The sequence below is a fragment of the Pseudomonas azotoformans genome (assembly GCF_001579805.1).
GTDB classification, from domain to species: Bacteria; Pseudomonadota; Gammaproteobacteria; order Pseudomonadales; family Pseudomonadaceae; genus Aquipseudomonas; species Aquipseudomonas azotoformans_A.
The window spans coordinates 63,302-87,231 of record NZ_CP014546.1; the positions used below are offsets into that span (position 1 = coordinate 63,302).

General features: G+C 53.3%; 24 protein-coding genes. 20 read left to right on the forward strand and 4 right to left on the reverse strand.

What is annotated here, in order from left to right; genetic code table 11:
- Positions 1 to 6: 6 nt before the first annotated feature.
- The 3 genes from AYR47_RS00340 to AYR47_RS00350 are packed head-to-tail and all read right to left on the reverse strand — an operon-like array spanning position 7 to position 3,867.
- Positions 7 to 1,602, reverse strand: a complete 1,596-nt coding sequence (locus AYR47_RS00340) for a DUF262 domain-containing protein (RefSeq protein WP_061433882.1) — start codon at positions 1,600 to 1,602, stop codon at positions 7 to 9.
- Positions 1,599 to 2,570 (reverse strand): hypothetical protein, encoded by a 972-nt coding sequence (locus tag AYR47_RS00345; RefSeq protein WP_061433884.1) that lies wholly within the window; start codon positions 2,568 to 2,570, stop codon positions 1,599 to 1,601. The genes AYR47_RS00340 and AYR47_RS00345 overlap by 4 nt, the downstream gene beginning before the upstream one ends.
- Position 2,571: 1 nt before the next feature.
- Positions 2,572 to 3,867: an AAA family ATPase gene (locus tag AYR47_RS00350; RefSeq protein WP_167351247.1), complete on the reverse strand. Its 1,296-nt coding sequence runs from the start codon at positions 3,865 to 3,867 to the stop codon at positions 2,572 to 2,574.
- A gap of 455 nt (positions 3,868 to 4,322) precedes the next feature.
- On the opposite strand from AYR47_RS00350, the gene AYR47_RS00355 reads away from it, so the two are divergent.
- The 16 genes from AYR47_RS00355 (at position 4,323) to AYR47_RS00415 (ending at position 18,959) form a co-directional block, all read left to right on the forward strand.
- Positions 4,323 to 4,637, forward strand: coding sequence for an integrative conjugative element protein, RAQPRD family (locus AYR47_RS00355; RefSeq protein WP_420492084.1), 315 nt, complete (start codon positions 4,323 to 4,325; stop codon positions 4,635 to 4,637).
- Positions 4,634 to 4,873 (forward strand): TIGR03758 family integrating conjugative element protein, encoded by a 240-nt coding sequence (locus tag AYR47_RS00360; protein WP_061433888.1) that lies wholly within the window; start codon positions 4,634 to 4,636, stop codon positions 4,871 to 4,873. Before AYR47_RS00355 ends, AYR47_RS00360 begins: the two co-directional genes overlap by 4 nt.
- A gap of 18 nt (positions 4,874 to 4,891) precedes the next feature.
- A complete protein-coding gene (locus AYR47_RS00365; protein ID WP_061433889.1) occupies positions 4,892 to 5,230 on the forward strand; it encodes a TIGR03745 family integrating conjugative element membrane protein in 339 nt (112 codons plus the stop codon).
- A gap of 12 nt (positions 5,231 to 5,242) precedes the next feature.
- Positions 5,243 to 5,623 (forward strand): TIGR03750 family conjugal transfer protein, encoded by a 381-nt coding sequence (locus AYR47_RS00370; RefSeq protein ID WP_061433891.1) that lies wholly within the window; start codon positions 5,243 to 5,245, stop codon positions 5,621 to 5,623.
- Complete coding sequence (locus AYR47_RS00375) at positions 5,620 to 6,276, forward strand: PFL_4703 family integrating conjugative element protein (RefSeq protein WP_061433893.1); 657 nt, start codon at positions 5,620 to 5,622, stop codon at positions 6,274 to 6,276. Before AYR47_RS00370 ends, AYR47_RS00375 begins: the two co-directional genes overlap by 4 nt.
- Positions 6,273 to 7,160 carry a TIGR03749 family integrating conjugative element protein gene (locus AYR47_RS00380; protein ID WP_061433894.1) on the forward strand — a complete coding sequence of 296 codons (888 nt, stop codon included), beginning with the start codon at positions 6,273 to 6,275 and terminating at the stop codon, positions 7,158 to 7,160. Before AYR47_RS00375 ends, AYR47_RS00380 begins: the two co-directional genes overlap by 4 nt.
- Positions 7,150 to 8,616 carry a TIGR03752 family integrating conjugative element protein gene (locus tag AYR47_RS00385; protein ID WP_061433896.1) on the forward strand — a complete coding sequence of 489 codons (1,467 nt, stop codon included), beginning with the start codon at positions 7,150 to 7,152 and terminating at the stop codon, positions 8,614 to 8,616. Before AYR47_RS00380 ends, AYR47_RS00385 begins: the two co-directional genes overlap by 11 nt.
- On the forward strand, positions 8,594 to 9,013 hold the full coding sequence (locus tag AYR47_RS00390; RefSeq protein WP_061433898.1) for a TIGR03751 family conjugal transfer lipoprotein: 420 nt from the start codon (positions 8,594 to 8,596) through the stop codon (positions 9,011 to 9,013). The genes AYR47_RS00385 and AYR47_RS00390 overlap by 23 nt, the downstream gene beginning before the upstream one ends.
- Entirely contained in the window at positions 9,013 to 11,907 is a 2,895-nt protein-coding gene (locus AYR47_RS00395; RefSeq protein WP_082781449.1) for a conjugative transfer ATPase, read from the forward strand. Before AYR47_RS00390 ends, AYR47_RS00395 begins: the two co-directional genes overlap by 1 nt.
- A 360-nt stretch (positions 11,908 to 12,267) precedes the next feature.
- Positions 12,268 to 13,512: a hypothetical protein gene (locus tag AYR47_RS31675; protein WP_237142525.1), complete on the forward strand. Its 1,245-nt coding sequence runs from the start codon at positions 12,268 to 12,270 to the stop codon at positions 13,510 to 13,512.
- 75 nt (positions 13,513 to 13,587) lie between these two features.
- Positions 13,588 to 13,896 carry a hypothetical protein gene (locus AYR47_RS32445; RefSeq protein WP_156487767.1) on the forward strand — a complete coding sequence of 103 codons (309 nt, stop codon included), beginning with the start codon at positions 13,588 to 13,590 and terminating at the stop codon, positions 13,894 to 13,896.
- Positions 13,897 to 14,304: 408 nt separating this feature from the next.
- Positions 14,305 to 14,736 (forward strand): TIGR03757 family integrating conjugative element protein, encoded by a 432-nt coding sequence (locus tag AYR47_RS31680; RefSeq protein ID WP_082781451.1) that lies wholly within the window; start codon positions 14,305 to 14,307, stop codon positions 14,734 to 14,736.
- The gene (locus AYR47_RS00400; RefSeq protein WP_061433900.1) at positions 14,733 to 15,671 is read left to right on the forward strand and encodes a TIGR03756 family integrating conjugative element protein; all 939 of its coding nucleotides are present in this window, start codon (positions 14,733 to 14,735) and stop codon (positions 15,669 to 15,671) included. The genes AYR47_RS31680 and AYR47_RS00400 overlap by 4 nt, the downstream gene beginning before the upstream one ends.
- Positions 15,672 to 15,688: 17 nt before the next feature.
- Positions 15,689 to 17,065, forward strand: a complete 1,377-nt coding sequence (locus tag AYR47_RS00405; RefSeq protein ID WP_061433902.1) for an integrating conjugative element protein — start codon at positions 15,689 to 15,691, stop codon at positions 17,063 to 17,065.
- Positions 17,062 to 17,427, forward strand: a complete 366-nt coding sequence (locus AYR47_RS00410) for a hypothetical protein (protein ID WP_061433903.1) — start codon at positions 17,062 to 17,064, stop codon at positions 17,425 to 17,427. Before AYR47_RS00405 ends, AYR47_RS00410 begins: the two co-directional genes overlap by 4 nt.
- On the forward strand, positions 17,427 to 18,959 hold the full coding sequence (locus tag AYR47_RS00415) for a conjugal transfer protein TraG N-terminal domain-containing protein (protein ID WP_061433905.1): 1,533 nt from the start codon (positions 17,427 to 17,429) through the stop codon (positions 18,957 to 18,959). Before AYR47_RS00410 ends, AYR47_RS00415 begins: the two co-directional genes overlap by 1 nt.
- A gap of 13 nt (positions 18,960 to 18,972) precedes the next feature.
- Here AYR47_RS00415 and AYR47_RS00420 read toward each other — a convergent pair whose 3' ends face one another.
- The gene (locus AYR47_RS00420) at positions 18,973 to 19,344 is read right to left on the reverse strand and encodes a hypothetical protein (RefSeq protein ID WP_061433907.1); all 372 of its coding nucleotides are present in this window, start codon (positions 19,342 to 19,344) and stop codon (positions 18,973 to 18,975) included.
- Positions 19,345 to 19,471: 127 nt separating this feature from the next.
- Here AYR47_RS00420 and AYR47_RS31685 point away from each other — a divergent pair, with 127 nt between their 5' ends.
- The 4 genes from AYR47_RS31685 (at position 19,472) to AYR47_RS33260 (ending at position 23,880) form a co-directional block, all read left to right on the forward strand.
- A complete protein-coding gene (locus AYR47_RS31685) occupies positions 19,472 to 19,762 on the forward strand; it encodes a type II toxin-antitoxin system ParD family antitoxin (RefSeq protein WP_082781452.1) in 291 nt (96 codons plus the stop codon).
- A 2-nt stretch (positions 19,763 to 19,764) separates the two neighbouring features.
- The gene (locus AYR47_RS00425; RefSeq protein ID WP_061433909.1) at positions 19,765 to 20,121 is read left to right on the forward strand and encodes a type II toxin-antitoxin system RelE/ParE family toxin; all 357 of its coding nucleotides are present in this window, start codon (positions 19,765 to 19,767) and stop codon (positions 20,119 to 20,121) included.
- 376 nt (positions 20,122 to 20,497) lie between these two features.
- A complete protein-coding gene (gene mobH, locus AYR47_RS00430; RefSeq protein WP_061433911.1) occupies positions 20,498 to 22,339 on the forward strand; it encodes a MobH family relaxase in 1,842 nt (613 codons plus the stop codon).
- Entirely contained in the window at positions 22,336 to 23,880 is a 1,545-nt protein-coding gene (locus AYR47_RS33260) for a site-specific integrase (RefSeq protein ID WP_082781453.1), read from the forward strand. Before mobH ends, AYR47_RS33260 begins: the two co-directional genes overlap by 4 nt.
- The last annotated feature ends 50 nt before the right edge of the window (positions 23,881 to 23,930 follow it).

Consider the following 23,930-nt stretch of genomic DNA (forward strand, 5'->3'; position numbering starts at 1 on the left):
GGTACCTCAGTAAATTTTCGTGCCGGATTCTATCACAAATTTTGCTAAATCCACTGATGGCTGAATTAAATTTTCCACCTCCCATGCAAACATCAAACTCTCTCTTATTCTTGCAAACTCATTAAAATTGTTGGATTCATATAATTCCAAAAGCTCTGGCGTTACAAAGTGGGCATCGGCTTCAATATCAGACATCCTACCAATTGAAAACTTTTGGTCAGACTTATCCCCAAGCAAAAAATAGAACCCAGGCCGACGCTCAAATTTAATAAACTCCTTAGGCCGAACGGGGACTAATCGCTTATCCCTTCCCTTATATAACTCAAAATTTGAAGCATCTAGCTTGGCAGCCAATGCGAGTACCCATGTCTTAATTCTGCCAGCATTTAAGTTAACTTTAATACCCTCCAAAGCCAACAAAGCCGGTGCTTGATTTAAGGACCATGAGAGGCTCCCCTCTTTTAGATAATCATACAGGTCTGTCAGCGCCCGCTGAGAGTTTCGAGCAGTAGTGCCAAAAGCATTTGTATATGCCGAAATATAAAACCAACTAACTAGCAACTGAGGCGAGCACTTCGGATCATCAAGAAAAGAGCGCGCAATTCCAAGCATTTGAAGGCGATAAGGAAAAGATGCAGGGGAATCAATATTTAAGTATTTACTGGAAAACTCAGCCAACCGCTCAATAGCTTCAAAAATCTCAGAGATAGAGCGATCATTAATATTTTTTGCTAACTTATCAGTTTCTTTTGAATAAATTTCGTAGCCCAGCTTTAACTTCAAGAGCATCAATACAAACTCAGTATCGATCTCCTTCCACTTAGAGGACTCTTCAAAATATTTTTCACTATAAAGTTCAAGACTGCCCAGCAAATCAAACTTATCCGTATAGCTTAAAGCATTTAGCATATGAGCTTCAGACATCACGGTACCGCGACTATTAATTCTCTCAAAACTTTTTGTCACTAGTGCCTGATCATCTGACTCTAAAGGAATAACAGGAATCTTATAGTCTTTGAAAGCACTTACGACCGCATCGCATCGATCTAAAAGAGTTTCCATGTGCGCAGGTATCAGGCGCTGAAACCGTAACAACTCTTTGCTCTTGAAAACTAAATCCAAAGGCATGTACAAATAGTTCTTTCTCACCAACTCATCCGCAGTTAGCTCATCACGAAATAAAAACATATTTTCAACATTATCGGCAGACAAATCACAATACATCAAAAAGTCAGAAACTTTATTTTCACTAGAATATTTTGTGCTTATTTTATCAACAGGATGTAGAAGCATGCAATAAAGAGTCGAAAGACGTTGCAAGCCATCCATCAAATAAATATTTGAAGTTGACGAAGGAGCTACCTCAACAAGAAACGGCCCAATATGATCATAGGTGTTTATATTATCAAGCCTAGTATTCCAAACTAAAAGTGCACCAATAGGAAGCCCCTCATAAATACTGCAAAGTAGCTCTCGCTGCTGCTGCCTCTTCCAAACTAAGTTTCGTTGAAATCGGGGAACCTTAAGAATCCCCTCATAAATATCTTTTAATAAAGCGGACAAGAAGGAAACTCGCGGCTCCATTGTAAATTTAAAACTCATACAGGCCTCCCTAACAGGCTAGCAAGGTGATGTAACTTTGAACCAAATTCCCCAAGGGTAGATTTTTCTTGGTAAATCTGATGAATCCCCTCATGCAGATCGACGCGAGAAAATGTCCTAGATGCGAAGCGCCCCCCAAAACCCTGCAACCCAGCAAGAACTTCCTCTGGTAAGTCTTTATATAGACTAGACCTTTTTTCAGTATCTGAAAGTCCTTCCTTCATATTAAAGTGAGATATTTGACTCTCACTTAGCGAATAAACCATCTTTGCATTATCATTAAGACGCCCATCATGAGCCAACAAATAGACATCACGATCAATGTAATTCTCAATTGCTCGCCTACTGAGGCAATGATAAACCAACGAATACTTTTCGCACACATCTATCAGCGCCTGAGTTGCCTTCTTAATCTCACCAGGCTCGGTTGCATCACTATCAAAAAGAGTCCAACTTAAAATTCTAAACGGATTATCCTCTGCCTTTAACTCCAAAACCTTCTTTAGTTCGCCATTCCCCCCGCCAAGAACCTCAAGATGTCCCCTACCGATCAACACATCTATACTGTCTCGCTGTTTCGCAGGGAGCAAGGTTTTTAAAAAAAACAGATCATTCCTTGAGTTCTCAAGCGCAAGCTTAATACTTTGATCAATTAAATATAAAGCATCTTCGATCGTTACAATCACTTCACCTTTCCAGACACTACTTCGAACCTCATCAACCTTAATAATAAGACCAGCGGGATACATCTTATTTAAATTAAACCTTGCACCAAGCTGAACTGAGTGTTTCACAATAGCGGCCCATCTCTCCTTAAAAGGCCTAGACAAAGTAGCAATCCAGTCTTCTGCAGCTCTTACATCGTCAAACTCTAAGAAGATTCTGCCATCCTCGTACCTACGAATAAAAAGTGACAAAGCGATTTCATTATCTTCCTTCAGCAAAGCAGATGAGAACTTAAAGAACACGTCACTCTCCCTGACCGTCTCGAACGCCCATTAAATTTTTAGCCTGCTCATAAATCTCTTGAAAGACCTCATCTGGAAAATTCTTTAGAATATAACCGTCCTGATCAAACTCAACCTCATTTAGAGCACTACCTTCATCTGTTACGCCTTTAGAAACCCAATAGGTACAGAGATCATTCAAATCAAGCTCGCCTGCTGCAAGTGCGGTTTGAATAGCCAACAACAATCCTTCCGAGTGAGTCTCAATTATAAAGCTTGCTTGTTTATTTAACTTAATACACTTAACCAAAAAATTTGCCAACACAACAACCGCACGGGGATGAAGGTGCAACTCTGGTTGTTCTAGCATAATCACGGGATTAGGCCCTAGCTCCCCGCAGGCAGCTTGCGCGCACAGAGTTACAACGGGGAGAGCTTGAGCAATGCCCTCACCAGAATCTAAAATCGGGATCCTAATTGAAGAGTTGCTAGGTGTATCTGTCACAGAAACTGTTTCGAGCCTGCACACTACTTGATTATTACTCGAGCTTTGCGAAAGCAGATTCATATCAATGGCCCGACCACACGTTTCAACCAGCCAAGTATTTATGTACTCAAATGAAAGACTCTTCTCTCTAGACAACTTCCAAATCGTTTCAGCCGTCCCCGAACCATCAAAGTTAATTCCTGCCACAACACTAGAGTTCACAGCAAACTCTCTAGGAGGCTGCACTCTCACTGAGTTCAACCAGAACACGGAGCGAGAAAAACCCTTAAGCTTTTCATTTATAGTTTGATGAATAACCTGTTCTTCATTGTCTGAGCGTAACATTGTAAAATTGCGCAAATTGGCCTCAACCGCCGGTTCTCCTTTTAATTGATACCGTAACTCCGGCGCATCAGTCTCATCACTAATTTGATATTCAGAAAGAGCGAGATGGCCTGCTCTCTTCTCGATAAAAGCTAATGCAGATATAACTTCCTCATCTTCGCCTTGTTGCGTGAGTTCAAAACACATTGATTCGCCGTCGTCCCACTCAACACCAAAAGACATTTTGTTACCTGCGGCATGTGCAAGATTTTTAAAAGCCGCTCCTCTCATACACGGAGATGTATAATCAAGATGACTTTTCATCAAAGTTTTTCGTTTCCCTTCTGAAAAACTTGCCGCCAGCATAGGCATCAATCTAATAGCAGCACTTTTACCTGAATTATTATAACCAAATAGAATAGTTAGGGGCTTAACATTCATCTTCTGCAATGCTTTAAATGCTTTATATCCAGCAAAGCAAACCGCACTAACTCTTGCGCCATCCATATGCCTCTCCCAACCCATACGACAAATCATAAAATAATACTAGATCCTAAAACTTAATCAAGCTTTACTTTTGCATCGAAACACCAGCCGACCTCCACTCCAACAGCCACCCACCGATGATTACCAATAGTTCATGAGCTACGAACATACAATGACACGATCCAAAATAATCATACTAACTCGTCATCGACTACAAACTTCTTTCTAGAAATCTCTCGCAGTTTTTTTGAATGATTACAACTAAACTTAACCCACTTTCAACTATGAGAAATCAATGCCACGTAGAAGCCGCTGCTTAAAAAGCAGCTAAGCATATTGCCTACAAAAAAATCATCAGCCCTCAAATATTATTTTCTTGCGGCAAGCTGGAAGTGGCTTTTGGCAAACTAGGTCAACAGAACCAAGAGAGCCAAGCCGTGCCCCAAAACACTGACAACATTGCGTTGACTTATAGAATTTTAGTAGGCGGAGTTTTAACAGTTTCTTTGTATTGCGCACCTATCAGCTGTGCAAATGCCGACGTCGCATACGAACGAGCGAACTTATACTCAATACTCCGCCAGCTAAATGCTCTGGAAGACACCGCCCACCGCAGCCCTCACCTTGCGGACGAAACCGGCAAGCGCTACTTCTTCGACTACCAGCGTCTAACAGACGACATCGCCCGCATTCGCCACGGTCTGAAAGATTACCTATCCCCCAGCCGAGCCCAGCCTAGGGGCCCCGTCGAGCTTTCCGGCAACTACACAACCGAAGGCCGCCAGCCATGAGCATGTCCGGCCCCCAAGCCTCCGCCTTCCAAACATCAGGCGGCTTCCCTCCCAGCGCCAGCTACCTGTTGTTCGTAGGCTTCGCCATAGCCATCACCTTCCTCTGGGCAGCCTGGGCAACCTGGAGCTGCTACCGAGGCTGGGCCACCGGGAACCTGGAACAAGCCATCGCGGCACCGTCGGTTGTCCGGGTCCTTCTGCTCAGCGTGATCCTCACCTTTTTCATCCTCAGTTGACCCAGTCGGAGTCTCAACATGTCTTGCCTTACCAAAACCCTCTACACCGTGACTGGCGCAACGTTGCTGCCCTCGTTCGCATCCGCTGCTCTGCCGGCTGCACAGCCCCCCTCACGTGGCGAGGGCACCAACCTGATCCAAACCATGCAGAACTATGGCTTCGACGCCTTCATGCTGATCGGCCTGGTCATCTTGGGCGTGATGTTCCTCGGTGTGGCCTGGCATGCCTTCGGCGTTTATCACGAGATCCAGGACGGCAAGAAGAAATGGCGCGACCTTGGCGCCACCGCCACGGTGGGGGTGGGAGTTCTCGGCGTTGGGATCTTCCTCGTCACGAAAGCCACCGGCATTTTGTAACGAGGGTCCGCCATGCCAGATGTTCTTGAAGACGGCACGTTGAGTTTCTTGCCCACCCGTTTGAATGACCAGCCGGCGGTAATCGGTGGCCTTACCGTCGACGAGATGTGGGGCACGGTGCTGTTCAGTGGCGCCGTCGGGATGGTGCTGGGGATTGCTTTCGCGATTCTGACCCATGTTTGGGCGCTGATCATCGTCGGCGCATTGGCGGGAGGTGTACTGGGTTTGACCGTTGCCAGCCGCCTGTTAAGGCGATGGAAACGCGGGAGGCCGGACACATGGCTGTATCGCCAGATGCAACTGACGCTCGCCCAACACTTTCCCACCTGGAACAACGCACGCCTGATCACTCGCAGTGGTGCCTGGACCTGCCGTCGCACGGAGGGCTCATGACCTACCGCAAAAAAGTGGATGCGCAACACGCCCACATCAGCAGCCTGCGTCTGATCATTGGTCTGCTGGTGATTCTGGGGCTCTATATGGCTTACGGCTGGCAAAGCGCCCCGCGCGATCTAACCATCCACGTTCCGCCATACCTTAGATCCGGCAGCACCCGCCATTGGTGGGACGTTCCGACGGAGTCCGTGTATGCCTTCGGTTTTTATATTTTCCAGCAGATCAACCGCTGGCCGAATGACGGTGAAGTCGACTACGAGGACAACATCACCCGTCTAGGCAGCTATCTCACACCGACCTGCAAGGCGTACCTGCAGAAAGACTTCGAGCTTCGCCGTAACAGCGGCGAGCTGCGCAGGCGCGAGCGCGGTGTCTCTGAGATCCCTGGGCGCGGGCTGAACGATACGTCGGTACAACGCATCGAGACGCTCAGCATCAACGACTGGACTGTGAACCTAGACATCATCGCGGACGAGCACTACGGCGGTGAAATTGTGAAGCGCGCCTTTGCCCGCTATCCCCTGCACATCATTCGCTCCGACATCGATCCCGAAACCAACCCCTTCGGCCTCGCCTGGGACTGCTACAGCGGTAGCCCCCAACGGATCGAGGTCTCTGCTGAACTGCCAAAATCCGGAGGCAAGCCATGATGCGCCGCCTGCTCGTTGCTGGGTTACTCACACTCGGCCAGTGCGCTATCGCCAATGCCGTGGAAATCATGCGCTGGGAGCGTATTCCGCTGGCGTTGCCATTGATCGTCGGGCAAGAGCGCATTGTCTTTGTCGATCAAAATATTCGAGTCGGTATACCCCGCAACCTGGTCGACAAGCTGCGCGTTCAAAGCACAGGCGGTGCGCTGTACCTGCTGGCTCAGGAGCCGATTGAACCCACTCGCCTGCAACTGCAAAACGTGGTCAGCGGCGAGATCATGCTGGTGGACATCATCGCGACAGCCGGAACTGCAAACCAGCAAGCCCCTGAGCCGGTGAAGATCGTTGCCGGCGAAAGCCCTGCCACACGATATGGGCAAGCCAGCGCCAAAGCTTCGAGCAACCGCCCTACCCCGCCGTCCGATCACTCTGCCGAGGAGGTCTCACAGATGCCTCATCGTGAAACACCTCTGCCCGTCGTGATGACGCGGTATGCCGCCCAGATGCTGTATGCGCCTCTACGCACGGTTGAACCCTTGGAGGGCATCGCCCAGGTCAAGCTCAATCGGGGAATGAACCTCAGCACCCTGCTCCCGACCTTGCCAGTGGAAGCGTCTGCCTTAGGTGCGTGGCGATTGGATGAGTACAGGGTGACGGCAGTGAAGCTGCGCAACTCCAGCGCCCAACACCTGGCTCTTGATCCAAGGGACCTCATGGGAGATTTCGTCACTGCGACATTCCAGCACCCCTACCTCGGGGCCCACGGTGATGCCAGCGACACAACGACGGTGTATCTGGTAACCCGTGGCCATGGCCTGGCCGAATCAATCCTGCCGGTGGCCATCGGGCAGATCGATCCGAAAGGAGGGCGCCGTGAAGAATAATCCGCTGCTCAAATTCCTGGTTATTCCGTTCGCGATCCTGGCGATTTTCATCGTGGCCAAGTTGTTCAGTGGCGGCAGTGCACAGCCGGACGCTCAAGAAACTGAGGCCCTAATGCTCAGTGCTGACGAGGCGAAAAAACTGGGTGTGGACGGTGATACTCCCGCCGACACCCTGCGGACCATCGTTTCGGAGAGCCGGCAGCTCAAAACACAAGTCTCCAACGCATTGAAAAGCAACGACGAGCTGAAGCAGCAGAATCTGGATTTAACTCAACGCCTTCAGAACATCGACCAAAACGTCGACAGCAAACTGAAAAGCGCCCAGGACACGCTGAAAGAACAATCGCAGCAGCAAAGCCAATCACTCCTGGACAACTTGCAACAACAGCTCAACACCTTGAGCAACAAAACCGAGGCGATGAACTCGACAGTGGCTGACTTGCCCATCGGGTTTGGCTTGCAGCCAGGTGATGGCGAGGGTTTCAAAAAAGCCCCCAGCACCGACATCATTTGGATCGAAGCGCAGGACGCCAGGCCGGTAGACGTCAACGGCAAACCGATTGCGGCGGGTTCGACTCAAGCAGCCAATGGCTTCAGCTTTCCTACATCGTTTGGTGAAGCCTTGGGCCATGGCCAGAACACGCTGAATGCCAGCGCCCAAGCGGTGGCGAGTGAAGTCTCCCCGCAGGAAGCGCGCAAACAGGTGCGCAAGGTTTACACCCTGCCCCAGAACTCAACGTTGATGGGGTCGGTAGCGATGTCCGCGCTGATCGGCCGAGTGCCTATCGACGGCACCGTCAACGACCCCTACCCGTTCAAGGTCCTGATCGGCCCGGACAACCTCGCCGCCAACGGAATCGACTTACCCGACGTCGCCGGCGCCGTCGCCAGCGGAACGGCGGCAGGCGACTGGACACTGTCCTGCGTGCGCGGGCAGATCAAAAGCCTGACGTTTGTCTTCAACGACGGCACCGTCCGCACGCTCCCCGCACCGCCCGAGGAAGCAGCGGGCAGCAGCAACCAGGCTTCGAACCAGGGTGGCCTGGGCTGGATCAGCGACGCCTACGGCATTCCCTGCATCAGTGGCGAACGCAAGAGCAACGCCTCGCAGTACATCGGCTCCCAGGTGCTGATCACCGCTGCCGGCGCCGGTGCCGCTTCGCTGATCAAGCCGGACGGCAACGTCAGTTCCTTCGTGAACACCCAGTCCGGGGCGGTGGGCACCGTGGGGCTTTCCGGCAGTGAAGCCATGGGCAAGATCATTGGCCAAGGCGTCAATGACATCTCCAGCTGGGTCAACAAGCTCTACGGACAAGCCTTTGCGGCCGTGTACGTGCAGCCCGGCGCGAAAGTCGCCGTGCACCTGGACCAGCAGTTGGCCATCGATTACGAACTCAAGGGCCGCAAGGTCGACTATCGCTCAGGAGCCCGTCATGTCTCGACTGCGCTTGATTAACTACGGTGTATGGCTGGCCGTTACGCTGCTGTCCACGGGTTGCGCCACGAGCAAAGAGGAACTGCTGCCTCATGGCGACAACACGATGATGGATGTGTGGGAGCAAGGGGCCATTGGTTCAAGTAACAGCGCCAGCAGCCGTCAGTTGCTCGACGCGCGCCTGGGTCTACGAAGGTCGTTGGAGGATGGGCGGGCCGAGAATATTGCGTACACCCGCACGGTTCAAAACGAGATCTACAGCCAGTTTAAGCGCCTGCCTAACCCGGACCTGGTGATGTACGTATTCCCCCATTTGGCGGGCTCAGACCCGGCGCCTATTCCGGGATACAGCACAGTCTTCCCGCTGTATCAGCGCGTGCAGTACGCCATGCCGGGTGAGCGGACGGAGGATTACTGATGGACCTCTTTGAGCGTTTCAACAAGCGAAAGACAGCTGATTTTGAAGCCCCGGATAACACCGATTCAGCAACACAGCGCTACTTGAGCCGGTTGGCAGCGCTGGGCATCCCCTCTCCAGAAGACTGGCGAAACCCGAAGAAAAAACCTGCAACCACGGCTGATGTTCGTCGCCTGTACAACGTCAATCCATCCTTCGTAGACCTGCTGCCCTGGATCGATTACCTGCCTGACGAGCAAGCCATGTTGTTGGAGGACGGTGTATCCCGCGCAGCCTTTTTTGAGCTGACGCCGATCGGCACCGAAGGCCGAGACCCCGAGTGGCTGCGCAAAGCGCGTGATGCCCTGGAGAACGCTCTGCAGGATTCCTTCGACGAGCTGGAAACATCGCCATGGGTAGTTCAGTTGTACGCCCAGGACGAAACCAACTGGGACGACTACCTGCAACGACTGCACGACTACATTCAGCCTCGCGCACGGGGCACCACGTTTACCGAGCATTACCTGGCGCTCATGAAGCAGCACCTGGAAGCCATCTCTAAACCGGGCGGCCTGTTCGAAGACACCAAAGTCAGCCAGTTGCCCTGGAGAGGTCAGCAGCGTCGTGTTCGGCTCGTAGTCTATCGACGGACCCGCGGCGTGGAAGCCGATGTGCGCGGCCAGGCCCCTGGCCCCTACCTGAAAATCATCTGTGACCGCTTGGTGGGAGGCCTGGAAAACGCCGGCATAAAAACTCACCGCATGGATGGCCATGCCATCCGGCACTGGTTGATTCACTGGTTCAATCCCCGACCGGATCACCTCGGCCCCACAGATGCTGACATACGCCGTTTCTACGAACTGGTGAGCAAGCCTGTGCCGGATGCGGGACCAGACGAATTGCCGCTCGCCAGCGGCACCGATTTCTCACAGAACCTTTGCTACCGCGAACCACTGTCAGACATGGAAAAAGGCCTGTGGTACTTCGACGGCCTCCCCCACCGTGTGGTGATGCTTGATCGACTGCGCGGCGCACCGAAGACAGGCCACCTGACCGGTGAAACCCGCAAGGGTGGCGATGCGCTCAACGCGCTGTTCGACAAAATGCCGGAGGACACCATCCTCTGCATCACGCTCGTGATTACGCCCCAGGACATTCTTGAGGGGCATCTGGAGCAGCTTGCACGTAAGGCCATCGGCGATACGCAGGCATCGGTACTGACGCGCGAAGATGTAGGTACAGCGCGGAAAATGCTAGGGCGCCATCACAAGCTATACAAGGGCAGCGTGGCGTTTTTCCTACGCGGAAAGGACCAGGTGCAATTGCAGGAGCGCAGCCTGCAACTCAGCACCGCGCTGTTGGGTGCCGGCATGGAACCCGTCGAGCCGCAGGACGAGGTCGCCCCACTGAACTCCTACGTCAGATGGCTACCCGGCAACTTCGACCCGAACGAACGCAAAGCCCTGGAATGGTACGTACAGCTGATGTTCGCCCAGCACATTGCGAACCTGGCGCCCGTCTGGGGCAGATCTACCGGGACCGGACACCCGGGAATTACCCTGTTCAACCGTGGCGGGGCTCCAATTACATTCGACCCACTCAACAAACTCGACCGCCAGATGAACGCACACCTGTTCATGTTCGGCCCGACCGGTGCCGGCAAGTCGGCCAGCGCGACCGGCATGCTGAATCAGTTGGTCGCGATCTACCGCCCGCGCCTGTTCATTGTTGAGGCGGGTAACAGCTTTGGGTTGTTCGGTGATTTTGCGAAGAAGCTGGGTTTGACGGTGAACCGTGTCCGGCTATCGCCTGGGTCAGGTGTAAGCCTGGCGCCGTTCGCCGACGCGGTGAAGCTTGTCGTGCCGAGCCGAAACGTGAAGGTTCTAACGGCTGACGACATTGAAGCCTCGGACGAGCACCTGGTCAGCCAGACAGAGGACGATCAACGAGACATTCTGGGCGAGATGGAAATTGCCGCCCGGTTGATGATCACCGGCGGCGAAGATCGGGAAGATGCGCGACTGACCCGCGCGGATCGTAGCGCCATTCGCCAGTGCATTCTCAATGCGGCGCAGAAGTGTGTGGCCGCACAGCGAATCGTCTTGCCAGAAGACATTCGTGACGCCCTCCGAGATACCGCATTGGAGCCTGGCATCCCGTCGGCTCGTAGCGCGCGTTTTTTGGAGATGGCTGAGGCCATGTCCATGTTCTGTATGGGCAACGAGGCAGACATGTTCAACCGGCCCGGTACACCGTGGCCGGAGGCGGACATCACCATCGTCGACCTGGCTACGTACGCGCGCGAAGGCTACAGCGCACAGATGGCCATCTCGTATATCTCACTGCTGAACACCGTGAATAACATTGCAGAGCGCGACCAGTTCAAGGGCCGACCGTTGGTGTTTTTCACTGACGAAGGGCATATCCAACTGAAGGTTCCGCTGCTGTGTTCCTACTCCGTCAAGATCACGAAGATGTGGCGCAAGCTTGGGGCCTGGTATTGGATGGCCACGCAAAACGTGGACGACGTGCCGCCTGAGGCATCAGCCTTGCTCAATATGATTGAGTGGTGGATCTGCTTGAACATGCCGCCGGATGAGGTGGAGAAGATCGCGCGGTTTCGTGAGCTGAGCGCAGCTCAGAAATCGATGATGCTGTCGGCGCGGAAGGAGAGCGGGAAGTTTACGGAGGGGGTGGTTCTTTCGAAGAGCATGGAGATGCTGTTTCGAGCGGTGCCGCCGAGTTTGCATCTGGCGTTGGCGATGACTGAACCGGAGGAGAAGAAGCAGCGGTTTGACATTATGAAATCAACGGAATGCGACGAATTGGATGCAGCTATTGAAGTTGCAACGTTGCTAGATCAATGCCGAGGTATCGAAGCACGCCAGACCAAAGAAGCCAGTAACGGTAACTAAAAAGGCATGCTGCTGGGATAGCTTGGCAAGCATGGGATAGTGCAGACATTTGTTAAACTCAATGATTCCGCTCAAATACCGTGAAACATAATAAGCTCCGTCGGACTCTCAGATTTTAGAAATTAAAAACAATACATTTGACCTCAGAGACCGTAAGCACACCCTCTCTTCACCCCATTTTAATTTTGCACCATCAACAGACCAATACTTCATGACGCACACCCCTCTACACCTACCAAAAACCAAAAGCAACTGTCAACATTGACAGTTGTCTTTTCAAATATCAGCACCAATAATCTTGCGACGCAGCCGACGAAAAACAAGACCTAATATCCCGGCACTCTCACAAGGAGGATGACCATGATTACTTTAATAAAAAAAATAGCAATCTATACATCATTCATGTACAGCGCACATTACGCATCAGTCCAAGCGGCTACACTTATCGACCTTGGGCACGCCGCTGGCGCGCAATGTACTACAGCGTGGGTTAATGACAACTCACAAATTGTAGGTAACTGCACCCCCCCTAGCACTACCGCTAATAATGCCCCATGGCTCGCTGCAAACTTGAATACTCCCCAACAAACACTACCTCCCTTAGCCTCCGGGCAGCCCTGCTGGGTGATAGGGATTTCAAATAGCGGCGCAATAGTCGGCAATTGTAACGACGCTAACAATATTCCATTTGCAGTCACTTGGAACGCTGCCTCCCCCACCACTTCCCCAACACAACTAAAACCTTTACCGGGAACATTATTATTTCCGCTATTGCGGCCAGCCGATGTCAAAACGGCCCTAAGCGCACAAAACAAACATGGTGCAGTATTGGGAAAAAGTATCAGTCCAGGTTCAGAAGCAACCGTAGTACTTTACCTTTCTGGCGCAAATACACCTTTGCGAATATCTGACTGGGGAGATAACTGCTCTGGTGCAGACATTAACAGCACGTCGATCAATGGCTACCCTAGCATTGCAATGAACTGCCCAGGGACAGGAGGGACGTTTATAGCTAGCGTCGTAATGCGGGGCGTCAGCGGTTACAGCCGCACCACGTTAGCCACACCACCCGGAGCCAGTTATTGCTTTGTGACATCATTAAACGATCAGCTTCAACTGGTAGGAACTTGTATCTACCCAAACTCCGCAGCAAACGTCAGCAAAACAGCATTCTGGGCAAGTCCGACTAGTATTCCAAATATGCTGGAGGTTCCAGTGAGCACTAAAAATTACGGAGTCGCCATTAACAGTCAGGGAAAAATACTTGCACGCGGAATGGGTTCACAAGGTATCTCACAAGATTTATTCTGGGAAGATCCGTCAACCACTTTTAGCGTCCAACCAATCCTTCCACTTTCTGGGAGTGTCAGCACCACTGCTGTGGGATTAGCAGATAATAATACGGTCGCATTAAACTGCGAAAACGCTAGTGAACACCCTACCGGCTGCATATGGACCTCAACAGGAGGAACTCAAGCGCTCTCACCCATAAATGGAGGATTAAAAAGTTGGCTTAACGGAATCTCATCATCGGGGGAATATGTATTTGGAAGCGCCAACAACAGCTCTCAAAACCAGAGTGCTGTAGCTGCTACATTACCATAGCCTCAAGCCCCCCTCACCACCACAAAGCTTATAACAATAGAAACATTTCAGAAGCAAATCAGACAGGAAAAAACCATGAAAACCCAAGCAAAGAACAACGTCACCCAGTACAACTTCAATGCCTGCCTTACAGCAGTAGCAATCGGATTCCATAGTTTTTCCGCCCAAGCAACAAACTGGAATCAAACAAACCCTCTAGACTCTGTAACACAGCAAGAAACAACCAATACCTATAACAAATCATTAATACCTGAGAATTTAGCAAAGGTTCTAAAATGGGATCGTAACGGTATACCCTCCCCCCCTTTGCTCGGAAATGCAGGCCCTTTTATTAACACCCTCTTTAACGAGACCGAACCTACACCCGATAAGCTTTACCGTTAGCATCTCACCAATTAAAAACGACCTAAACACATACCACTCCGCACCTTACTTTTTTACTGCCCAATTGATAAACCACATTAATTTCAATACCATCACACTGCGACTTAGCAGAGAAGAAACAGAAAAACTCACTTAACACCACACCAAGAATTTCACCAGAATTTAATCTTCCCCCCACTCAAAATTCTGGGACGGGTGTTCGCCCCTGCGGATCTGTCCCCACTGGTGATCATCGCAAAGCGAATGACTGCGCAGACCAAAAGCCCATATTACTCCGAGCCATCAATTTCGGAAAATCAGCTCTCGTCAGCATTCCTCATAAAATACGTACACACCCAAAACTCTTTTTCCTACTGCGAATTTTTAGATCATCCGGTTTGCTATACCAAATCACCCACGGTAGGCACCATGACTGGCTCTAATTCAAAACCTAATCAGATACTGCGCGGCTTACTACCCCTGTTCATGCTATACAAGCCCTTGATAGCTAGTGCAGAAACATTGATTGTAACTGATCAAGCACACCCGATATCCGCTCACTCAGGGGCGCGCATCATTCATTTAGATTCTCTACCGCGCATTGAGGTCGAGCTATCACACTTCCTACCCTCAACCCAAGAACATGCACCAACAACAATCCAACACTATCTTTCCACTCCCACAGGTAAACGCCTTCAATACAATCTTAATCAGGCTCACTTGGAAATCACTGACGCCTGGAGCCTGGGTATCGAAAAAATTCCAGCAGTTGTCGTTGACCGTCGATATGTAGTTTACGGCGAGATGGACGTGGCCAAAGCAGTCGAATTGATAAATCAACACCGGAGTTCATCGCAATGAAGCGTGTAGCCCGACTGATCCGCCCACTATCACTGGCAATATCCTTCAGCCTATCTTTCAGCACATCAGCCGCAATCAACTCCGCAGCAATCATCACCTCCTCCCTCTCCCCCACCTGCCTTGAGTACCAGGTAGTCGGAATCTGCTACTGGCTACTCTGCACAAACTTCGGCTGCAAGGTCAGAACCTCCGCCAAGGTACGCCATTACGTACCAGACGCCGTCGTGTCGGCCTACTCCAGCACCGGAATGAACCCATGGGTAGAGATGTCTCCTCTCGGTTCACCAAACCCCATGGCGCAGGCAGGCGAGGACGGCACCACCAACCACGTCGCTGAAAACACCACTATCAAGTTCAAGGAGGCCGACGTCATCGGCCACCCCGGCGGTGCGACGTTCAGCCAGTTCGCCAGCGCCTCGGGCTACGCATGCAAAGGGGCTACCTTGCCGCTTGTGCCCTACTTCCTCAGCACGCTGGACCCTGTTGCCTGGCGATACGGAATGCCCGAATCCGTATACCCCGAAGCCCTCATCCCAGGGATGCGCGAAGTTGGTAGCCTTTTCACGGCGAGCAGTTGGGGAAATCTCTACCCACGCAGCGGCTTCCTCAATCAGGTCGACGACTACAAGGCCGGTGCAGTCATCGTGCAGCGTGCTGGCGACATCACGACCCGCCTCGGCCAGGTTCACGTCTATCAGCCGATGCGCGCCCTCCCCATGCCAGGTTACTGGCCGGCAGGTGAGCTGCGGGAAGGCATAGCGCTGACTGGCAAATGGCAAGAGTTGACCCCAGCGCTCAACCCGACCTGCGCAACGTTCCCCAGCATCATGCCCAGTATTGACTCAGTGAGCGGCGGTTACGCCTGGGCGCTGTGGCGGCCGTATTCCTGCTGTCAGCGGCGCGGTCAGACCTTTCTGGGCAGCACTGGCCTCTAATGAAATCGGAGCACCACATGACATTTACCCCGTGGGCGGTCGGACTGGCCTTCGGTCTGCTCAGTGCGATGGCGAGCGCTGCTGACCCCATCAACGCTTCAACCTCCGGCAGCGTCATTGGCGACGACGTGCTCTATAGCATCGGCGGCGGCAACGCGGTGACCATGGGCAGCGCCGGCAACATGGACAGCATTTCCGTGGGCGCCGGCTGGAATACCAATCTGATCTGCGGAAACATGAGCCTGAGCAGCACCCTGGAAAACCAGTTGAACGGGGCAACCTCAGGCTTCCAGAACATCATGAGTACCGTGGTACAGAACGCGACTGGCGCGGTTGCCTCTCTGCCGGCATTGATTCTGCAACGTGCCAACCCCGCCCTCTACAACTTGATCACTAACGGCATCCTGCAGGCGCGATTGGATTTTGATCGTTCCAAGAGCACCTGCCGCGCTATCGGCGACAGGATGGCAGACATCGCCGGCAATCAGATGGGATGGGGCAAGCTCGCAGAGGGTCAAGCGATGAGCCAAACCCTGAGCGCCAACAGCGACGCGGTGTCTGCCGTCGAACAAGTTGAGAAGAAGGCAGGCAACGATGGAGTTACCTGGGTCGGCGGAGATCGAGCGGGCGGTTCAAGCCAGAAGCCGATTCGTATCGTGGGCGATGTGACCAAAGCCGGTTACAACCTGCTCAACAAGCGCAGTGCCGAGGACACGTCCTCCATCAGCAAGGACGAATGCCGCAATGGCCTGGTGTGCAATGTCTGGTCCTCCCCGCAAGAAGCCAGCAGCTTCGCCAATCGTGTCCTCGGCGAACAACAACAGCAGACCTGTGACAACTGCCCAACGACTGTCACCGCCGCAGGCGTGGGGCTGACGCCTCTGATCCAGGAAACCTACGACACCAAGCTGAAAGCCCTGCAGGAAATGTTGTCGGGCAGCAAACCTCTGTCGCTGGAAAACCTCACTGCCGCCAGCAGCAACTCGCTGCCGATCACCCGAGGCGTTATAGCGGCCCTGAAAGATGAGCGCGACCAGGATGTGCTTGCCCGTCGGTTGGCATCCGAAGTTGCACTCTCCGATGTGCTTGAAAAAGCGCTGATCCTGCAGCGCACGCTGCTTGCCGGAAGCAGGGAGCCGAACGTCGCTGCGAACGACCTGGCCGTCCAGGCGGTGAACCAGCAGACGTCATCCCTGCAACAGGAAATCGGCAATCTCAAGATGGAATTGGACATGCGCCAGCAGCTCGCAAACAACTCCCCCATGACCATCATCGAGCGTGGAAAAGCCCGTGCTGAAAACTCTCGCGGCGTGTTCCAGGGGGATCCAGAAACCGACCGTCTGAACGAATTGCAGTCAGCCCCCAACGAGCCGGCAGTGAGACATAGGCCATGACTGATATTCAAAACTCAGCCGCCATGACGAAACACTCTCTGACACGCCGGATCGGGCGCGCCCTTCTGATGGGATTCGGTGTGTCGCTCACTTTGATGATGCTGTGCGCCGCCTTCCTGGTCTCATTTGCCAGCGCCAAACAGTGGGAGGTGTGGAGCAGCAACCATTACTGGGAACTCCTCGCCTGGCGACTATTGCTCTACATAGCCCTGATGGTCGCCTGGACGAAACTCAAGGCGCGCCTTCCCGAGCCTGTTCGACTGAAAAATCGAGGCCGCTTAACGAGAATCGAAATTTTGATCGTGCTGCTGTTTGCGCTGATCGAACTGAGCAAAGTTCTACTGCTACACGGGGGTGCCTGATGACGCTCTATACCAACGATTACCTGGAGTATTACCTCACCCTGGTCGCGTGGATCATCAACAACGGGATCTGGGCGATGATCCAGGACAGCGGCCTGTTCGCCCTGCCCTTCTGCATCATCGTCATCCGTGAATGGCTGAAGGTGCGCGGAGAAGGTGCTGATGAGGGCAACAAGGGCGTGCTTTCGTTGGCGCGGATCGAAACCCATATCTACGTCGGCTTCGTAGTCGTGGCGTTCTGTGGCGTGCCGGCCGTCAACGTGAGCTTCGACACCTTGGCGTTTGATCAAAGCCGATCCCAGCAATGCCAATACAACCTACCGGCACCGACCGAAACGGGTTGGAACACCACATTCAGCTCCCTCGCGGGCAAGAGCGCCGAGATGCCCATGTGGTGGGCGTTTATGCACTCCATGTCCAAAGCGTTGACCAGCGGCGCCGTGGCAGCCATCCCGTGTGGTACAGACCTGCGACAGATGAGGATGGAGATCGATCGGACGCGGATTAACAATCCATTGCTGGCCCAGGAAGTCGCCGACTTCACCCACGACTGCTACGGCCCGTCACGCGCACGGTTGTTTATGCGCAGCCCTGAGGTGGTCGCCGATAAAAATACGACAGACATCCTCGCGGACCTGAGCTGGATTGGGTCGCGTCATCTGCTGAACTCCGCCGGGTACTACGACACCGATTACTCCAAAACGCCCCGCACGGCTTGGCCGTACAACCCTGCTCGTGATGTTGGCTTGCCGCAGGTAACGGGAGGCGGTGGCTACCCGACGTGTAAGCAATGGTGGAGTGATGCAGGTGTAGGCCTGAAAGAGCGCCTGCAGAGCCAGGTCGATCCAGATTTGCTGACTCGATTTTTGGGTTGGGCGAAGTGGATGTCCCCGGAGAAGGTCAATGAGTCACTCGTTCGGCAGTTGGTGTCACCCTCGAATCAGGTGAAGGGTGATGTGTACTCGGATTACGGCGGGCAAATTGGCGGGACTATCTGGAATGGCCTGGCCAGGGCAACGGGGACGATTGGCGTTGCGATGGGCTCGCTGGGGTATTTTCCTGGAATGGATATGGTGCGTCAGGCGTTGCCGATGGTTATGGCGTTTTTGAAGATGGCCATGGTGATCTGTATTCCGTTTGTGTTGATTCTGGGGGCCTATCAGCTAAGGGTCGCGATGACGATGACTGTTGTGTTCTTTGCGCTGATATTCGTCGATTTCTGGTTTCAACTGGCGAGGTGGGTGGATAGCACCATTCTCAATGCGCTTTATGGCATGGGCTCCCCCCACTTGAGCTTCGACCCTGTTATGGGGCTGAACACCGCGACGCAGGATGCCATTTTGAATTTTGTGATGGGTTCAATGTTCATCATCCTGCCGCTTTTCTGGATGACAGCTTTGACATGGGCCGGAATCCAAGTCAGCGGTGTTCTAGAGGGATTGACGCGGGGATCCATGCCCGTAGAAAAAGCTGGAGCTGGCGGTGCAGGGCCTGCCAAACAAGCGATCGGATCGGCTGCGGGGAAAAACTAAAAAGCTGCGACCGTCAGAAGTCGATACGTACGTCATCGACTCGGTAAAGCCCCCAGCCTTCTGGCCCGTCACGCCACATACCTTCGTCTGCTTCTTGGTGGGGCGGCTCTTCGCATTCTGTTTCGACGCGACTGTAGCCCGCCCAACTGCCAGTTTCTGGCGACTTGGAGAGCGCCCAAATAACCAGCCCTGCACTCCCGAGGGACAAGAGCGTCCCTGCAATCCAATACGCATTTTTTACTATCAGTACGGCAACCACGGTGAGCGCAATAGAGCGCTTAATCCACTTCAACCGTGGATTCCGGTCATTTAGAAAAAAACGTGCCCCAACACCGACGGCATAACCTAACCGACTAGCGAAACCCTGAGTGGCTTGAAATGCCATGTTTTTTCTCCACTGACCCCGCCCATCCGGGAGACGAAAGAACGTATACGTCGAGGATGATGTTTGCTCAATACGCCCGGCATAATATGCCGGTGAAATATGCAACTTTTTTTAACCAGAGCATCCCATGGCGACACGAAGCGTATTACTAAATCCCCACTTGGAACAGGTCGTCAATGACCTTGTTGTTTCAGGTCGCTATCAAAGCGCAAGCGAAGTCCTACGCGAAGGTCTACGCCTACTTGAACAGCGCGAAGCAGAAGAGTCCGCCAAAGCTGAAGACCTTCGAAAGGTCATCTCAACCGGCCTGAAAAGCCTGAAGGATCGCGACCTTGCTCAGGTTCGCGCGGAAGATCTGGATGGTTTCATAGCGTCACTTGCCGAACAGATTTCACTACCGATCACAGAGAATCATTGAGCATGCCGCAGTACCAAGTCTCCACCCTTGCTCAATCAGATATCGTGAACATCTTGAGTCATTACCAGGCACAGTTCGGCATCGCCTGCCGGCAACGCTACCAAGACCTAATTCTCACGGCCCTGGAGGATATCGGCGCAGTCCCCTACCGCATTGGCAGCAGTTTTCGCGATGAGGTTGCACCAGGCCTCCGAAGCTTTCATCTGCTCCACTCCCGCAAGCGCGCAGCCAACTCGGAAGGTGTTGTCCAAAAACCTCAGCACGTTATTTTTTATCGGCTTGCCGATGACCAGGCCATCGAGGTCGTTCGTCTGGTGCACGAGACTGCGGAAGCCAGACTTCACCTCGCCAAAGATTGACCCGAAAATGGCCCAAAAGGAAATGATTCTGCAAAAGCCAATGGAAGGGATCACAAGGGTAAAAGCCCTACCCGAAAGGGCTTGCTGCGCAAAAGGCTAAGGCTTCCTTTCGTAAACATCTTCTCCGACTCGATCTGCCGATCATTCACCAAAGTCCCACACAGCTGACGCACAAGGAATGAAGGAAGCAGACTACATTTCATCGAGAAGGGTCTGATTTCCAGGCTTGTCCACGCCCTCCAGAATCCGCCAGCACATGGACGTGATGGCACAATACCCTTTGAATTTCGATGGGCAGCGAGCAATGCTTTTTCGTTGAATCAACCCCGTCAGAAAGAGGAAAAGCCCGCTCCATGTTTCTTACATGGAGCCGGATATGTTCTATCTACTACGTCGTAGCAAAGCACCACGCGCCCACACTCATACCCCAGACGGCTACTTGGAGCCAACGACCAGCCAGGTCCTGCTCGCTCACCCTCGTCGTCTAAAACTGTTGGAAAACATTTGGCAACGCGTATCCCTGTCGCGCTCACAGTTTGCCGAGCTCTATCGGCGCCCACTGGAGCGCTATGCAGAGTTGGTCCAGCAACTTCCCGCCTCGCAGAACCACCACCACGCGCACCTCGGTGGAATGCTGGACCACGGCCTGGAGATCGTCGCCTATGCCCTGAAGATTCGACAGACCTATCTGTTGCCAATCGGCGCACCACCAGAGTCTCAATCAGCGCAGGCAGAGGCCTGGACCGCCGCGACGGCCTACGGCGCGCTGATACACGACATCGGCAAGATCGCCGTTGATGTACACATCGAGCTGGAAGACGGGAAAACCTGGCATCCGTGGCATGGGCCGATCAAACGGCCGTACCGATTCAGGTATGTGAAAGATCGGGACTACCAGCTTCACGGGGCTGCCGCAGCGCGTGCTTACTCGCAAATCCTAACGCCGAACATATTGGACTGGCTCAGCGGCTTTCCTGAGGCGTGGTCACAGCTGATATTTATTTTGGCCGGCCAGTATGAACATGCCGGCATTCTCGGTGAGATCGTGATCAAAGCCGACCAGGCATCCGTTGCGCAGGAGCTGAGCGGCAATCCGTCTCGCGCATTGGCCGCGCCCAAACAATCCCTTCAGCGGCAACTGGCGGACGGCCTACGTCACTTAGTGCGCGACACCTTGAAGCTGAATCAGCCAGATGGCCCTGCTGATGGATGGCTGACTCAGAATGCTCTGTGGTTGGTCAGCAAGCCCATTGCTGACCAACTGAGGGCCTATCTGCTGTCACAGGGCGTTGAAGGGGTGCCCAGCTCGAACGCGCCGTTTTTCAACATGCTGCAGGACCAAGGCGTGGTTCAAACAAACGCGCAAGACAAAGCCATTTGGAAGGCCACGATTGATAACGGTCGCGGATGGAGAAACACGTTCACCTTGCTCAAGCTCTCCCCGGCGCTGATCTGGACCAATCCGAGTGATCGTCCGCCGATCTATAACGGCAGCGTCGAAGTCGAATCCGGAGGAGCATCCGAGGACGCTCAAGATACCCTCCAGTTGCCACCACTCACTAACACGACGCTCCCCTTCCCAGCAGTCAACCAACCCACTCTGGGTCGTACTGCACCCGCTGTGGATGAACCCGCGGAGATCGACGCTCTGTTGGCACTGCTGTCCGGTCCCGACCAGCCTGCAGTGCCTTCGTCAAAATCAATCACGCCTCTGATCCCCGACGCCCTCGGCGAAGTACAGAGCGCACAGCCAGTGCCACACACCAACGCGCAACCGGTCGATACGGCAACTGCCCCGCCCAAGGGCAAGACTGAGCTGGGCCAGGAGTTTATTGATTGGCTGAGGGAAGGAATCACCTCCCACAAAATCATCATCAATGATGCGAAGGCGCTGGTGCACACCGTATCGGGGACCGCGATGGTGGTGACACCTGGGATATTCAAACGCTTCGTGCAGGAATTCCCTGCCCTGGAAGCACAGGCAAAAACCCAAAAGCTGAATGCCTGGGAACTGGTGCAACGCAGCTTTGAGAAGCTGAAACTCCACCGAAAAACTGAAGCAAGCCTGAACATCTGGACAGTCAACGTCGTTGGCCCACGCACAACCAAAAAGCTGCGCGGCTACATGCTCATAGACCCGATGACGCTTTTCAACGAGGTTCCTTTCGACAATGTGAGCTTGTGCCTCCCGCCCTCTCCATCTGAGGGTGCTGAATGAACACCCCACTGGAACTGACCCAGGACTACCTTTCGACCCAACTGCTGCGAGAAGCCACGCAGAAGATCTACTTGGCAGCAACCCGTGCGCTGCTCAGGCATTTCGGCGAGACGGTGACACTTGAGGCGATAGACCGACGAACTGTCCTGAGATTGCGCAAGAACCTGCTGGAGGGTGGCTTGGCGAAAACGAGCTGGAACACCTACTCAAATCATATGCGCACCGTATGGGGCCATGCGCTTGAACACGGCACGCTGACCCACACGACGATCAACCCGTTCAAAAAGACCTCCGTGATCCCGCCAAGGCGACCTAAAAAGACCATTCCACGCGATACGATCAAATGTGCGCGAGATTGGCTGCGGGATTTGGTGGTTGATGAACGGCTTACCAAAAAGCGCAGCCCTATAACCCCCGCCTGGTTTTGGTTGGCGGTGTTTGAATTGTTTTTCCACAGCGGCATTCGACTGAACGCGCTGCTCAACCTGCGCTATCAGGATATTAACTGGGACGACAACCTTATCCGTGTCCAAGCCGACCGGGAGAAAACCCATCGAGAATACTCCATACCGATCAATGAAGACCTTGAGCCGCACATTAGAACTGTTTGGACTGAGGCCACGAAGATTGGATTCGAAGCGGGCGATCAACTGTTCAACGTGAACCGGTTTTCTCACCACTATCATCGAAAGACCATGAACACCGACCAAGTCGAGGCCATGTACCGAAAGCTGCTCAGACGGTTTGGAACAAGAATGACCCCTCACCGTTTCAGGCACACATTGGCCACAGACTTGATGCGCAGGCCAGAACGTAACATCCACCTGACTATGGACTTGCTCAACCATTCCAACATCTCGACGACCATGGGGTACATCGAGGTTGATTACGATCACATGCGGTCGGTAATGCAGGAACGTAGCCAGGCTCAGGGGGCAATCAGGCTGGAGCGTCGGGTGGATGACAGAATACCTGTCTCAGCACCTGCAGTAGCACCGCCGGCGCTTGAGGCTCCCGAGCCTATAGCGGAGCCACTGCTGATCACTCCCGTGCAGGAGCAACCCGTGAAGAGTGCTGACCACCAGCCAGCGCTTCTGGATCCACCAGAGGAGGCGCTTGCAACGTACAAGCTGTTGACTCAACTACCGAGCTTGAAGTCCGAACGATATTCACTGGATCAGGCGATGCTGCCTGCTGGCACCGGGCTCAGTCATGAGTTGTCTTGGGATGGGGCCAGGTACATGGTGGGAGGATCTTGGAATACCGCCACCCTCCACAAATACCGAGGAAAGTGCGGAGTCCTCAATAATGCTCACCTTGATGTTCGGTCTGGGTGGAGTGAGAACTCACAACTGGGGCTGAATACAACTTCACCAAGGCTGTACAACCAATCGCACCATTTTGCGGGAGGGGAGCCCTCGGCTGCGCAAAAATTGGCTCAACAGCTAACCTTCATGCTCGGTGTGGCTCAACCATCGGGCTTGGAGGGGAAAATGTCGGCGAGAGTCGGTCTTTTCGTTTACGGGTACTGGGTGGGGTGACGGTGCAATCGTCCGCCATGCAAAAACACATGCCGCTTTGATCACGGCTG

Excerpts from the sequence above, each read along its gene's own strand:
- AYR47_RS00375 (WP_061433893.1), top strand. The coding sequence starts at position 5,620 with ATGACCTACCGCAAAAAAGTGGATGCGCAACACGCCCACATCAGCAGC.
- AYR47_RS00400 (WP_061433900.1), top strand. The coding sequence starts at position 14,733 with ATGAAGCGTGTAGCCCGACTGATCCGCCCACTATCACTGGCAATATCC.
- AYR47_RS00415 (WP_061433905.1), top strand. The coding sequence starts at position 17,427 with ATGACGCTCTATACCAACGATTACCTGGAGTATTACCTCACCCTGGTC.
- AYR47_RS00360 (WP_061433888.1), top strand. The coding sequence starts at position 4,634 with ATGAGCATGTCCGGCCCCCAAGCCTCCGCCTTCCAAACATCAGGCGGC.
- AYR47_RS32445 (WP_156487767.1), top strand. The coding sequence starts at position 13,588 with ATGAAAACCCAAGCAAAGAACAACGTCACCCAGTACAACTTCAATGCC.
- AYR47_RS31685 (WP_082781452.1), top strand. The coding sequence starts at position 19,472 with ATGGCGACACGAAGCGTATTACTAAATCCCCACTTGGAACAGGTCGTC.
- AYR47_RS00425 (WP_061433909.1), top strand. The coding sequence starts at position 19,765 with ATGCCGCAGTACCAAGTCTCCACCCTTGCTCAATCAGATATCGTGAAC.
- AYR47_RS00370 (WP_061433891.1), top strand. The coding sequence starts at position 5,243 with ATGCCAGATGTTCTTGAAGACGGCACGTTGAGTTTCTTGCCCACCCGT.
- AYR47_RS00390 (WP_061433898.1), top strand. The coding sequence starts at position 8,594 with ATGTCTCGACTGCGCTTGATTAACTACGGTGTATGGCTGGCCGTTACG.
- AYR47_RS00340 (WP_061433882.1), bottom strand. The coding sequence starts at position 1,602 with ATGAGTTTTAAATTTACAATGGAGCCGCGAGTTTCCTTCTTGTCCGCT.
- AYR47_RS00405 (WP_061433902.1), top strand. The coding sequence starts at position 15,689 with ATGACATTTACCCCGTGGGCGGTCGGACTGGCCTTCGGTCTGCTCAGT.
- AYR47_RS00350 (WP_167351247.1), bottom strand. The coding sequence starts at position 3,867 with ATGGATGGCGCAAGAGTTAGTGCGGTTTGCTTTGCTGGATATAAAGCA.
- AYR47_RS00365 (WP_061433889.1), top strand. The coding sequence starts at position 4,892 with ATGTCTTGCCTTACCAAAACCCTCTACACCGTGACTGGCGCAACGTTG.
- AYR47_RS31680 (WP_082781451.1), top strand. The coding sequence starts at position 14,305 with ATGACTGGCTCTAATTCAAAACCTAATCAGATACTGCGCGGCTTACTA.
- AYR47_RS00380 (WP_061433894.1), top strand. The coding sequence starts at position 6,273 with ATGATGCGCCGCCTGCTCGTTGCTGGGTTACTCACACTCGGCCAGTGC.
- mobH (WP_061433911.1), top strand. The coding sequence starts at position 20,498 with ATGTTCTATCTACTACGTCGTAGCAAAGCACCACGCGCCCACACTCAT.
- AYR47_RS00395 (WP_082781449.1), top strand. The coding sequence starts at position 9,013 with ATGGACCTCTTTGAGCGTTTCAACAAGCGAAAGACAGCTGATTTTGAA.
- AYR47_RS00410 (WP_061433903.1), top strand. The coding sequence starts at position 17,062 with ATGACTGATATTCAAAACTCAGCCGCCATGACGAAACACTCTCTGACA.
- AYR47_RS33260 (WP_082781453.1), top strand. The coding sequence starts at position 22,336 with ATGAACACCCCACTGGAACTGACCCAGGACTACCTTTCGACCCAACTG.
- AYR47_RS31675 (WP_237142525.1), top strand. The coding sequence starts at position 12,268 with ATGATTACTTTAATAAAAAAAATAGCAATCTATACATCATTCATGTAC.
- AYR47_RS00420 (WP_061433907.1), bottom strand. The coding sequence starts at position 19,344 with ATGGCATTTCAAGCCACTCAGGGTTTCGCTAGTCGGTTAGGTTATGCC.